Origin of the sequence: Paraburkholderia oxyphila NBRC 105797 (genome assembly GCF_000685075.1) — a bacterium.
In the GTDB taxonomy this organism is placed as follows: domain Bacteria; phylum Pseudomonadota; class Gammaproteobacteria; order Burkholderiales; family Burkholderiaceae; genus Paraburkholderia; species Paraburkholderia oxyphila.
Window position 1 is genome coordinate 30,159 of sequence record NZ_BAYD01000025.1, and the last position, 12,851, is coordinate 43,009.

The 12,851-nt window shown below is 66.1% G+C and carries 8 protein-coding genes; 3 read left to right on the forward strand and 5 right to left on the reverse strand.

What is annotated here, in order from left to right; genetic code table 11:
- Positions 1 to 3 precede the first annotated feature (3 nt).
- A complete protein-coding gene (gene surE / locus BO1_RS17920) occupies positions 4 to 792 on the reverse strand; it encodes a 5'/3'-nucleotidase SurE (protein ID WP_028218738.1) in 789 nt (262 codons plus the stop codon).
- 232 nt (positions 793 to 1,024) lie between these two features.
- On the opposite strand from surE, the gene ydiK reads away from it, so the two are divergent.
- Together ydiK and BO1_RS51525 are read left to right on the forward strand one after the other, a co-directional pair.
- A complete protein-coding gene (ydiK, locus tag BO1_RS51520) occupies positions 1,025 to 2,089 on the forward strand; it encodes an AI-2E family transporter YdiK (RefSeq protein WP_043285274.1) in 1,065 nt (354 codons plus the stop codon).
- Positions 2,090 to 2,451: 362 nt separating this feature from the next.
- Positions 2,452 to 5,127, forward strand: a complete 2,676-nt coding sequence (locus tag BO1_RS51525; RefSeq protein WP_043285277.1) for an ATP-dependent Clp protease ATP-binding subunit — start codon at positions 2,452 to 2,454, stop codon at positions 5,125 to 5,127.
- Positions 5,128 to 5,226: 99 nt separating this feature from the next.
- Here the strand turns inward: BO1_RS51525 and BO1_RS17935 are convergent, their stop codons facing one another.
- From BO1_RS17935 to BO1_RS17950, 4 genes are read right to left on the reverse strand one after another with little or no spacing between them, the layout of a single operon-like run.
- Positions 5,227 to 6,396, reverse strand: a complete 1,170-nt coding sequence (locus BO1_RS17935) for a DUF2827 domain-containing protein (RefSeq protein WP_043285279.1) — start codon at positions 6,394 to 6,396, stop codon at positions 5,227 to 5,229.
- Positions 6,393 to 7,556: a DUF2827 domain-containing protein gene (locus tag BO1_RS17940; protein ID WP_043285281.1), complete on the reverse strand. Its 1,164-nt coding sequence runs from the start codon at positions 7,554 to 7,556 to the stop codon at positions 6,393 to 6,395. The genes BO1_RS17935 and BO1_RS17940 overlap by 4 nt, the downstream gene beginning before the upstream one ends.
- The gene (locus BO1_RS17945; RefSeq protein ID WP_084688030.1) at positions 7,553 to 8,734 is read right to left on the reverse strand and encodes a DUF2827 domain-containing protein; all 1,182 of its coding nucleotides are present in this window, start codon (positions 8,732 to 8,734) and stop codon (positions 7,553 to 7,555) included. The genes BO1_RS17940 and BO1_RS17945 overlap by 4 nt, the downstream gene beginning before the upstream one ends.
- Entirely contained in the window at positions 8,731 to 9,888 is a 1,158-nt protein-coding gene (locus tag BO1_RS17950; protein WP_028218742.1) for a DUF2827 domain-containing protein, read from the reverse strand. The genes BO1_RS17945 and BO1_RS17950 overlap by 4 nt, the downstream gene beginning before the upstream one ends.
- Before the next feature lie 467 nt (positions 9,889 to 10,355).
- Here BO1_RS17950 and BO1_RS59240 point away from each other — a divergent pair.
- The coding region (locus BO1_RS59240) for an ESPR-type extended signal peptide-containing protein (RefSeq protein ID WP_043285285.1) at positions 10,356 to 12,851 on the forward strand (2,496 nt) is incomplete at its 3' end.

The window sequence follows — 12,851 nt, forward strand, 5'->3', positions numbered from 1 at the left end:
CGATCAGCGCGCCGTGTCCAGCGCCGCTTCGAGCACCGAGAAAGTCCGCTCGTCGGTGCGGTCGAAATTGAGCGGCGTGACCGACACGCGCCCCGAGCCGACCACGGCCGTTTCCGAATCCGGCCCGTTCTCGCGCGGGCCGCGCGTGAAGCGCAGCCAGTGATATTCCATGCCGCGCGGATCGATCTGCGGAACGACGTCGATCCCCTGCACGAGCCCCACGCCCTGACGCGTGACGGTGAGCGGTCCCGCCGCGCTGGCCTCCACATCCGGGAAATTCACGTTCAGGCACACCGGCGCCTCGTGCGAAACCGCCGCGAGGCGGCGGATCACGTCGGGCGCGAGCGCGCGGGCCGTATCCCAGCGCACGTGCTCGCGGTCGCGGAAGGCCTGGCTCAGCGCGATCGACGGCAGGCCGAGCAGGAGGCCCGTCATGGCCGCGCCCACCGTGCCCGAAAACATCGTCTCCACGCCCAGATTGGCGCCGCGGTTGATACCCGAGAGCACGAGCGTGGGCGTGACGTCCCCCATCAGGTGGCGCACGGCCATCACCACGCAGTCGCCGGGCGTGCCGAGCACGCCGAAGCGGCGCTCGCCGCGGCGGCTCACGCGCAGCGGCGAGTGCAGGCTGATCGAATGGGAGGTGCCGCTCTGGTCGTGCTCGGGCGCGACGACCCACACTTCATGCGCGAGCTCGGCCGCGACGGCTTCGAGCACGGCGAGGCCGGGCGCGTCGATGCCGTCGTCGTTGGTGAGGAGCACGCAGGGGAGTTTCGAAACGGAGGCGGACATGGCGAGTCTCTTTCGCGATTTGCGGTTGGACGATTGGGCAGGAGGGGAGCGGCCATTATCGGCGATCGGGCGGATTGAGGGCTATTTCGCGCCGGATCAAGGCCCATCCGGGTAGACTAGCGGCTCGGCGGCATCGCGCTCCCGGGCCGCGCGTCCGGGCCCGGCGGCCGCCGCTCGAGTTCGTGTTCCAGTCCGTTGCGTTGATGCGGCCCGCCGGCCGCGAGGAGACCCCGTGAAGTCGCAAGACCTGCCAGATATTGCTCGCGTACTGTTCGTCGTCGCGATTCTCTGCGCATTGACTGTCGGCTCCCTCTACGTCATGCGCCCGTTCCTTCCAGGCTTGATCTGGGCAACCACGATCGTCGTCGCGACGTGGCCCGCGATGCTCGCCGTCGAGCGGCGCGTGGGCAATCGGCGCGGGCTCGCCACGCTCGTCATGCTGCTGATCCTGCTGGTCGTGATCGTCCTGCCGCTCTATGAAGCGATCTCGACGCTCGCCGCGCACGGCAGCGAGATCATGGATCTGATCCGCAAGCTGCCCGATTACGCCTTGCCGCCGCCGCCCGGCTGGATTCACGACGTGCCGGTGGTGGGCACGCGCGTGGCCAACGAATGGCAGACGCTCTCGGACGCGGGCCCGGGCGGCCTGCTCGCGCAGCTCGAGCCCTACGTATCGATCGCGGCGCACTGGCTGATCGGGCACGCCGCGTCGGTGGGCGTGTTCGTGATGCACATGTTCGTGACGGTGATCATCACGGGCGTGCTCTACACCCAGGGCGAGAGCGCGGCCGCTTACGTCACCCGCTTTGCGGCGCGCATCTCCCCGAGCCAGGGCCCGGAGGCCGTGAAGCTCGCGGGCGCCTCGATTCGTGCGGTTGCGCTCGGTATCGTCGTGACGGCCGTGCTGCAATCGGCGCTGGGCGGCATCGGCCTCGCGGTGGCCGGCGTGCCGGGCGCGGGCGTGCTCACCGCCTTGATGCTGATGCTGTGCCTCGCGCAGATCGGGCCGGGCCTGCCGCTGATCGGCGGTGTCGTCTGGCTGTTCATGCACGACGCGCACGTCGCGGCGATCCTGTTCGCGGTGTGGTCGGTCATGGTCATGATGCTCGACAACGTGGTCCGGCCGGCGCTGATCCGGCGCGGCGTGAATCTCTCGATGCTGCTGATTCTCTCCGGCGTGCTGGGCGGCATGTTCGCGTTCGGCATCGTGGGCCTCTTTATCGGTCCCGTGATCCTGGCGGTATCGTCGGCGCTGCTGAGTGCGTGGATGAAGCAGGTGCCTTCCACGCCCGCCTGAACTTTTGCGTTAACCCTTCCTCAAGCGCGCTTCTCGCCCGGCCTTTACGTGGCCCTTCACGGGCGGGAAGCGCGCGGCGCGCAACCAACACGCCGCCCATCGCCCGCCTGAGCCGATTCGTCTGACCTGGCGCCCCAGGTCCGGCAGCGGCCACGCCACTCGCCCTCAAGCAGCCTACCGGCACGCCAGCCGAATCGACGTTACGATGACGGCTGGACTACGCATTGCCCTTGCGTTCTTCGCATCTTCGCGTTCATTCACGCTGTCATGCGCCTGACTCGCTGCACACGTCGTCCCGGCTCCCCGGTGCACCCGTGCGCGCGCGCACGGCACATTGCTACCAAGGCTACCAAGGAGGGGAGATGGCTCAGTTCAACTGCGACATATGCGGCGTGCGTCCCGCGACCGTGCGGGTGGCCGTGTTGCAGGACGGCCGGCGGCGCTTTCTCGACGTCTGCGACTATCACTACGCCCAGCTCACGCGCCATCAGCGCACGTTGAGCCCGCTCGAAGCGCTGTTCCGCGCGTCCCAGCAGCAACCCGAAGAGGCCGGCGGCGCCAGTGCGCCGCACACGATGGAAGCGGGCGACGGCTCCATCGTCGAGCGCTATTTCAGCGACGTGGCGCGCGATTTGCTCCAGCGTGCCGCCGAGCGCGCCGTGCAGTTCGGCCGCCGCGAAGTGGACACGGAGCATCTGCTCTACGAGCTGGCCGGCAACGATGCGGCCGCGGCCGTGCTCCAGCGCCTCGGCATCGAGCCCGATGACGTGCGCGCGTTCATCGACGCCAACGCGCAAAAGCGCGAACCCGCCACCGTGGGCGAGGAGGGCCGCGTGGCCGTTTCGCCACGGCTGAAGAGCGCGCTAGACCGCGCGTTTCTCGTCTCGCGCGAGCTAGGCCACAGCTACGTGGCGCCCGAGCATCTGCTGTTCGGGCTCGCGCAGGTGCAGGACAGTTTCGCGGGGCATCTGCTGAGCCGTCTCGGCGTGACGCCGCAGAAGGTGTTGCAGCGTCTCGTGGAAGCGCAAGGCGACCAGCGCGAGCATGCCGCCGCCAAGGCGCCGAGCCCCACGCCGCAACTCGACCAGTACAGCCGCGATCTCACCGCGCTCGCGAGCGAAGGCAAGCTCGACCCCGTGATCGGGCGCTCGAGCGAGATCGAGACCGTCGTGGAGGTCCTCGCGCGGCGCCGCAAGAACAATCCGGTGCTGATCGGCGAGCCGGGCGTGGGCAAGACCGCGATCGCCGAAGGGCTCGCGCAGCGCATGCTGGGCGGCGACGTGCCCGAGTCGCTGCGCGGCCGGCGCCTCGTCGAGCTCAACGTCAACGGCCTGATTGCGGGCGCGAAGTATCGCGGCGAATTCGAAGAGCGCGTGAAGGGCGTGATGGAGGAAATCAACGCCCAGCGCGACAGCCTCGTGCTGTTCATCGACGAGGTGCACATGATCGTGGGCGCGGGCCAGGGCGGCAGCGAGGGCGGCCTCGACATTGCCAACGTCTTCAAGCCCGCGATGGCGCGCGGCGAGCTGAACCTGATTGGCGCGACCACGCTCTCGGAGTACCAGAAGTACATCGAAAAGGACGCGGCGCTCGAGCGGCGCTTCCAGCCCGTGTTCGTGACCGAGCCGAGCGTGGACCAGACCATCAACATCCTGCGCGGCCTGCGCGACAAGCTCGAAGTCCATCATCACGTGACGATACGCGACGACGCGCTCGTGTCCGCCGCCGAGCTCTCCGACCGCTACATCACGGGCCGCTTCCTGCCCGACAAGGCGATCGACCTTATCGACCAGGCGGCGGCGCGCGTGCATCTTTCGGCCACGTCGCGCCCCGCGCAGATTCTCGAGCTCGAGGCCGAGCTCGCGCAGCTCAAGCGCGAGCAGGACTATGCGGCCACGCGCAAGAATTTCGAGCGCGCGCATGCGCTCGACGAGCCCATCGCCGGGAAGGAGCAGGCGCTGGCCGACGCCACCGGCGAATGGAAGGGGCGCCTCGGCTCGGTGACCTCCGACGTGACGACCGAGCAGGTCGCCGAGATCGTCTCGAAGCTCACGGGCGTGCCGGTCACGCAACTGACCGCGGAAGAGCGCACGCGCCTGCTGGAGATGGAAAAGCGCCTGCACGAGCGCGTGATCGGCCAGGAGCAGGCCATCACGGCGGTCAGCGACGCGGTGCGCCGCTCGCGTGCGGGCCTGCGGCGCGGCCGGCGGCCGACCGCGGTGTTCCTGTTCCTCGGGCCCACGGGCGTGGGCAAGACCGAGCTTGCGAAGGCGCTGGCCGAAGTGGTGTTCGGCGATGAAGACGCCATCGTGCGCATCGACATGAGCGAGTACATGGAGCGCCATGCGGTGTCGCGCCTGATTGGCTCGCCGCCCGGCTATGTCGGCTATGACGAAGGCGGCCAGCTCACCGAGCGCGTGCGCCGCCGTCCTTACTGCGTGATCCTGCTCGACGAAATCGAGAAGGCGCATCCCGACGTCTACAACGTGCTGCTGCAAGTGTTCGACGATGGCCGCCTCACCGATGGCAAGGGGCGCGTGGTCGACTTCAGCAATACGATCGTGATCGCGACGAGCAATCTCGGCTCGGACGTGGTGTCGGGGCAGAAGCGCTCGGGCCCGGGTTTCCTCTCGAGCGCCGACGCCTCGATGCAGAGCGCGGTGCTGGCCGAGTTGCGCCAGCATTTCAGGCCCGAGTTCCTGAACCGCATCGACGACATCATCGTGTTCAAGCCGCTCACCGACGACGAGCTGCGCGCGATCGTGCGCCTGCAGCTCGAGCAGGTGCAGCGCATGGCGCGTAGTCAGGACATCGAACTGACGTTCGACGAGAGCGTAGTGGACTTCCTCGCCGCCGAAGGCTACCGGCCGGAATACGGCGCCCGCGAGCTCAAGCGCCAGATCCAGCAGACGCTCGAAAACGAGCTGGCGAAGGAGATGCTCAAGGGCGAAGTGAAGGAGGGCGCTAAGGTCGTCTGCCGCTACGATGCGGCGGCGCGCAGCATGGTGTTCGAAGCGGAGGCCGCCACGGGCGGTTGACGGGGCGGTTAAAACGGGCAGTTGAAGCGGGCGGCGGATTCGCGCACGCCGCTCGCCACGTCGCGCGTGCGTTCCGCGCGGCTCCCCGGCCCATTGCCCTCACCGCAGGGGACGCGCCATCAGTTCGTCGAGCAATGCCTGATACGTCTTCACGACCTGCTCGTTGAACGGCAGGAAGCGGGCGATCGCACGGCGCTGATTCATGCGCCAGCCGGCAACGTCGCGCCCGCGCGCATCGATCGCCTCGATCAGCCGCCGGGCACCCGCATGGGCGTCGTTGGCCTCGTAGTAGTAGCCGAGCTCAGGGCACAGCGTGGCGTTGTGCACGAGCGGATAACCCTGCCAGCACGCTTCCAGATAGAAGTAGTTGAGCGGGTTTTCGAGCTGGTGCGAGACCACCACGTCGGTGTTCTCGGCCAGGAAGGTCGGCGTGTCGTGGCGGCCGAGGAACACGGCCTTGTGCTCGCGCACGATGTCGAGCTGGTTCATCAGCGCGATGAAGTCGCGGTTCTCCTGCGCGAGCTTCAGCGCATTGGTCACCTGCAGCCGCTCGATGGCTTCGGGCCGGGCGCGGTAGGCCAGCTCCGCAATCAGCGCGGGGTAGAGGCAGAACTTCACGATGTTGATGTTGGGCTCCATCACCGTGAGCCGCGCCGGCGCGCGGCCCTCGTCGCGCGGCGCGTACACGCCGCCGCCGGGCAGCGCGCGGGTGCGTTCCTCGAGGAAGGTCGGGCTCCACACGAACGGCACGACGCGTCCGCTCGCGCGGCGCAGCACCTCGAAGTAGGACTGGCTGTTGCCGGCCACCTGCGGAATTATCCAGATGTCGTCGTAGCGCTGGTTGACGAACAGGTTGCCGTTCCACATCGGTTTGTTGAACAGAATCCCTTCGGTCGCGTGGATGTACTCGAATCCGCAGCAGTACGAGACGAGGCGCACGCCGTGTAACTTCAGCCACGCGGTGCGCTCGCCGTCGAGCTGGCCGCCCAGCTCGATCACGACGTCGAGCTCGTCCTTGACCTCGTCGAACGCGCGCGTCGGCCAGCGCGTCAGACTCCAGGGCAGCGCGTCCGTCACCGGCACGGCCGTCGTGTTGACGAGCGTGGCGCTCGCGACGCCTGGGCAATGACGCAGCGTGTCGGCGAGGAACACTGCGTTTTGCTTGATGCCGTTGTTCCAGAGCGTCTCGTTGGGCTGGTGCAGCCCGATCGTGATGCCGATCCTCAGGCCCTTCGCGCTGCGCGCGCCGTTTTGCGTGGCGGTGTTCATGCGGATTCCTTGTCGAACAGCGCGGCAATGGCCGCGCCATATGCGTAGACGTTCTCGGCGTACTCGGGATGCAGCGTCGCGAGGAACGCCTGCGCATCGCGCCGGTACGAGGCCAGGTTGGCGTCGTGCGTGGCGAACGCATGCAGCAGCGCGCGTCCGCCTTCCTCGCAATCGAAGTCCTCGTAGCGGTAGCCGCAGTTGCCGATCAGGTGCGAGTTGTGCACGAGCGGATAGCCGCCGTGCAATGTTTCGTAGTACAGGTAGTTCTGCGGGTTTTCCCATTGATGCGTGACGACCGCATCCACGTGCTGCGTCATGACCTGGTAGAACGGAAAGCGTCCTTCGAACGAGGTCAGCCCGTGGCGCACGATGTCGAGGCTATTGGCGAAGCTGCGAAAGCCCGCGTGGTCCCTGGTCTTGAAGGTGTTGTAGGCCCACACGTGCTCGAGCATGTCGGGATTCGCGCGGTGCGCGGACTCGCAGCACAGCATCGGAATCTGGCTCGTCTTGACCATGCAGATGTTGGGCTCGAAGATGCCCGCGCGCCAGCGGCGGCGCCCCGGCTCGTAGCCGAAGCGCTGGCCTTCGGGCAGCGCGGCGGCGGCGCGCTCGAGCACGAGCGGGCTCCAGAGGTGCGGCATGATGCGTACCGGTGCGCGCATGGCGCTGCGATAGTAGGGCATGCAGGTGTTCTCGTACTCGGCGAGGGTCCAGATCTCGTCGTAGCGCGCGCCGCTGATGAGCAGCGCGTGCGGCAAATCGAAGGTCATGCGCTCGATGTCGATCACGTAATCGTTGCCCACGCGCATCGAGACGACCTTGCCGCCGCGCTCGCGGAAGTTGGCGATCCACGCGCGGTCGAGCTGCGCGCTCATCTCGATCATCAGATCGAGCCGCGTGGCGGCGTCGGTCATGTCGATGAGCGGCGCGGGCGCATCCTTGATGAAGCGGCGCGCATCGTCGAAGTCGCCGTCGCCGCCGCCGATCACGAGATAGACCTCGGCCACCGACGGGACCTGGCGCAGCAGCATCACGAGAAAGAGGCAGTTCTGGAAGATGCCGTTTTCCCACAGCGATTGCTCGCCCTTGCGCACGTAGAGCGAGACGCCGACCTTGAGGCCCTGCGTTCTGATCGCGCTGTCATGAGTTCCGGTGTTCATACGGATTCCTTCTTGAAGAGGGCGTCGATCGCGGCGCCATAAGTGCGGACATTGTGTTCGTTCTCGGGGTGGAGCGTCGCGAGAAAGGCCTTTGCGTCGCGGCGGTACGAGGCCAGATTGGCGTCGTGGGTTGCGAACGCATGCATCAGGGCGCGGCCGCCTTCCTCGCAGTCGAAATCGTGGTAGCGATAGCCACAGTTGCCGATCAGATGCGAGTTGTGAACAAGCGGATAACCCCCATGCAACGCTTCGTAATACAGATAGTTCTGCGCGTTCTCCCACTGATGCGTGACGACCGCGTTCACGTGGCGCTCCATGAGCAGATAGAACGGATAGCGCGCCTCGATTGAAGCCACCCCATGGCGCACCATGTCGAGACTGTTCCAGAAGCTGAGAAAGCCGGCGTGCTCCGCGAGCTTGGCCGTGTTGAACGCCCACACGTGCTCGAGCAAATCGGGATTCGCACGGTGCGCGCTCTCGCAGCACAGCAGCGGGATCTGGCTCGTCTTGATCGTACCCACGTTGGGCTCGAAGATGCCCACGCGCCAGCGGTCTAGCCCGGGCTCGTATCCGAAACGCCGCGCAGCCGCGGCCCGTCTGAGGACCGACGGGCTCCACAGGTGCGGCATGATACGCACGCTCGCGCGCAAGACGCTGCGGTAGTACGGCACGCAGGTGGTTTCGTATTCGGCGAGGGTCCAGACTTCGTCGAAGGGCTCGCCGGGCAGGAGCGCTTCTTGCCGCCGGTCGAAGATCATGCGCTCGATGTCGATCGCATAGTCATTGCCCACGCGCATCGAAACGATCCTGCCGCCACGGTCGCGGAAGCCGGCCATCCACGCGCCATCGAGCCGCGCACTCATTTCGATCATCAGGTCGAGGCGCGAGGCCGCGTCGGCCATGTCGATGATGGGCACGTACGCGTCGCCGATGAAGCGTCGTGCGTCGTCAACCTCCCCATCGCTGCCGCCAACCACGAGATACACCTCGCCGATCGACGGGACCTGGCGCAACAGCATCGCGAGAAACAGGCAGTTCTGGAACACGCCGTTTTCCCACAGCGATTGATCGCCTTTGCGCACGTAGAGCGAGACGCCAGCCTTCAGGCCTTGGCGCGCCGCAGTAGCGCGGCGTTGCCGGGATGAATGACGCGGCGTGGCGGTTTCGAGCGTGTTCATACGGACTTCCGCACGGGCGCGCCGGCGACGAGCGCGTGCAAGCGCTCCGCATAGGCCTGCAAGTTGGCATCGCTGAACGGATCGACCGCTTCGAACACGGCGCGTGTGCGTGTGCGGTACGCGTCGAGCCCCGCCTCGTGACCGTGCGCGGCGGCGATCAACTGCCGGCCGCCTTCGTATGCATCGAAGCCCGGGTAGTAGTAGCCCGCGCCAAAGCCGGCGAGCCACGGCGAGTTGTGCACGAGCGGATAGTCGCCGTACAGCACGTCGAGATAGCTATAGTTCTGGTCGTTGTCCCACTGGTGCGCGAGCACCGCGTCCGCGTGCTGCCCCATGAAGCCGACAATGTCGTGCCGCCCGTGAAAGGTCGCGCGATGCTCGCGCACGAGATCGAGCGAGTTGGCGAGATGCAGCATCGTCAGATGGTCTTTCATGTGCAGCGTGTTGAGCGCATGCATTTTGGCCACGCTCGTGCGGTCGGCGCGATAGGCCTCGTCGCAGGCGAGCATCGGAATGCTCGAGCACTTCACCACCGAGATATTGGGCTCGAAGATCGCCACGCGCAGCGCGCCGCCGGCGGCTTCCCGCGCGTTGCGGCTCGGCGCGGCTTCGTAGCCGTACTGCACGCCATGCCGCGCGACCTCGTCGATGCGCGCCTGCAGGAAGCCCGGGTGCCAGATGTACGGCACTTCGTGTGCGGGACAGCGGTGCAGCGTGCGCATCATCGGCATGTGCCGGCGGTCCTTGGCGACGACCCAGATCTCGTCGCAACGGTCGGGGCGCGAGGTATGCACGGGCTTGTTGAATACGGCAGGCTCCACGAGCCCCACATAGGGTTGCCCGCAGCAGTAATAAACCACCTTGCGGCCACGCGCGCGCATCAAATCGAGCCATGCGTTGTCTAGCGCGCCGGCCATCTCGATGACCACGTCGACGGCGTCCGTGGCTTCGCGCTGCGTGAGGAGTGCAAGACCCGGCGCGATTTCGTCGACCTGTTGCGGCAGTTGCTGTTCGCTGCCGACGTCGATGAGCACGACGGACTCCACGAACGGGAGCCGCTGGAAAGACTGGGCGACGAAGATGACGTTCTGGCCGAGCCCGTTTTGCCAGATATTCTGGCCCTTATGGCTGAGCACTGAAATGCCGATTCTCATGATGGGTTTTCCGTGTAGGGGCGCGGGTGATGTCAGGGACCTGCGATGTGAGGCAGTGTGCGCCCGCGGTGGAAACGGAGATATCGGATTAATTCGAATATCTCGAATTTAGTCTCAATGGAGTGGCGCCCGATTTTCTCGCCGGCATGGCTGAAGTAAAAGTTCGAAATGCGGGGCCATCGTTTGTCGGCGTCAATAATCGGTGTGGCCATTTATACGAATTTAAAGGTATGGTGTTCCATGCCTTGGAAATACGTGCTTCCCGCGCTGTAGCGGGCTGCGTAGGTAGGACAATTCTGAATACGGGGCGACGCCCAGGGGGAATAGAAGGATTTCTATAGAGCGGGTTGGTGCCGGATGGAATGCTTTGCATATCGATTTCCGAACAGAAAAACGGAAACGTCTGGCCGGTTAAAAACCGAATTCAAAGAGCCGGTTGTGGCTCACGAGTCCAACCCGAGGGTGGTATGAACAAGGCATATCGTTGTGTATGGAATGAGGCGCTGGGCGCCTGGGTTGCTGTATCCGAACTGGACAAGGCCCGCGGCAAACGCACCAAGTCGAAATGCGTGCTTGCCGCGGTCGCTGCGAGCGTTTCTCTGGTGGCGGCGCTCGCGCCGGCTTCCGCATTCGCCTCGTTTGTCATTACCGATACCGGCATGACGAGCAACGCTTCCGGACCCAGCACGCGGGCTGCCAGCTCCGGCGGCCTGGGCGGCACGGCATCCGCGAACTCGCTGGCGATGATGGGCGACGGCGACTGTAACCGCCTGACGAACATCAGCTACGCCGGCGTCTACGGCAGTGGCGACTCCAAGTACACCGGCGGCATCTACGGCTTTGGCGTACAAACCTCGGCCACGAGCTACGACGGTCCCTACAACGTGGGTCCGGGTCAAACCAGCGGCTACACGGGCTATTCGAGCATCAACCGTGGCAACGTCACGCAGTCCGCCAACGGGATCACGCAGACCCAGTCGTGGGGCTTGAACACGATCGCATTGGGTTGCGATACGCAGGCTAACGGCTTCGGTGCCTTTGCAAGCGGCTGGGGCGCGCAGGCCAACGGCGCGGGCGCGGTGGCATTCGGCATCTATTCGGTGGCGAGCGGGCAGGGCTCGTTTGCGTCGGGTATTGGTGCGACTGCTTCGAACACCGACACGATCGCGATTGGCTCGCTTTCGAAGGCAACCGGCACGAGCTCGATCGCGCTCGGCGCCCAGTCGACGGCGGCCGGCACCTCGGGCGTGGCGCTTGGCTATCTTGCCGTTGCACAAGGCAACTATGGCATCGCGCAGGGCGATAGCTCGGTGGCGGGTGCAATGGGCCAGAACGTGGCGATCGGCTCGGCCGCCACGACGGCGAACAGCTCGACCGCCGCGGGTGGCGCAGTAGCCATTGGCCGTGCACAGAGCGCAACCGGCGACGGCGCCGTCGCGCTCGGCAGCGCCAACCAGGCAACGGGCAACGGCGCGATCGCGCTCGGTCTCACCACGACCGCCACGGCCAACGGCGCCATCGCCCTTGGCAGCACCACGGTGGCCGGCGCCGCGAATGCCGTGGCGATCGGCCCCAACGCGAACGCCGCCTACGCGAACAGCGTGGCGATCGGCGCCAACAGCACGACCGGCGCAGCCGCCCCGACGGGCAACGGTTACGCCACCGGCACGGCCGCTCCGGCAGCCGAAGTCTCGGTCGGCAATGCCAGCGCGCAACGCCGCCTGACCAACGTCGCGGACGGTTCGGCCCCGCAGGACGCCGTGACGGTCGCGCAGTTGAGCACGAGCGACTCGAGCCTTTCGACGAGCATCAGCTCGCTCTCGACCTCGGCGTCCACGGGTATCGCCTCGCTCTCGACCGGCCTCGATACGACCAACAGCAACCTGAAGTCGCTGTCGACGTCCACTTCGACGGGCATTGCTTCGCTGTCGACGGGCGTGGATTCGCTGTCTTCGTCGACTTCGTCGAGCGTGGCATCGCTTTCGACTGGCATCGACACGACCAATAGCAACCTCGATTCGCTGTCGACGTCGACCTCGTCGAGCGTGGCATCGCTGTCGACCGGCATCGATACGACCAACAGCAACCTGAATTCGCTGTCCTCGTCGACTTCGTCGAGCGTTGCGTCGCTCTCGACTGGCATCGATACCACGAACAGCAGCCTGAACTCGCTGTCGTCGTCCACCGCGGCCGGCTTCAATTCGCTGTCCACGAGCATCGATACGACCAACAGCAGCCTGCAGAGCCTCTCGACGGCGAGCGCGAACAGCTCCGGCAACCTCGATTCGCTGTCGACGGCACTGGACGATCTGGCCGCGTCGTCTTCGACCAGCATCAGCTCGCTGTCCACTTCGACCGAGACGGGCCTGAGCTCGCTTTCGACCTCGACCTCGACGAGCGCCAGCTCGCTGTCGACGAGCATCGACACGCTCTCGACCTCGGCTTCGACGGGTGTCAGCTCGCTCTCCACGGGCCTGTCGACCACCGATAGCAACCTCGCGAGCCTCTCGACCGGCGTCGATTCGCTGTCCACGTCGACTTCGACGAGCGCCAGCTCGCTCTCGACGAGCGTCGACACGCTGTCGACCTCGACCTCGACCGGCGTCAGCTCGCTCTCGACCGCCATCGACAATCTCTCGACCTCGGCTTCGACGGGGCTGAGCTCGCTGTCGACGGTCACGTCCACGGGGCTGTCCTCGCTCTCGACCGGTGTCGATTCGCTGTCGACCTCGGCTTCGACGAGCGCCAGCTCGCTCTCGACGAGCGTCGACACGCTGTCGACTTCCGCTTCGACGGGCCTGAGTTCGCTTTCGACCGTGACGTCCACGGGGCTGTCCTCGCTCTCGACCGGTGTCGATTCGTTGTCCACGTCGGCCTCGACGGGCATCAGCTCGCTCTCGACGAGCGTCGATACGCTCTCGACGTCCGCCTCCACCGGCCTGAGCTCGCTGTCGACCGTGACG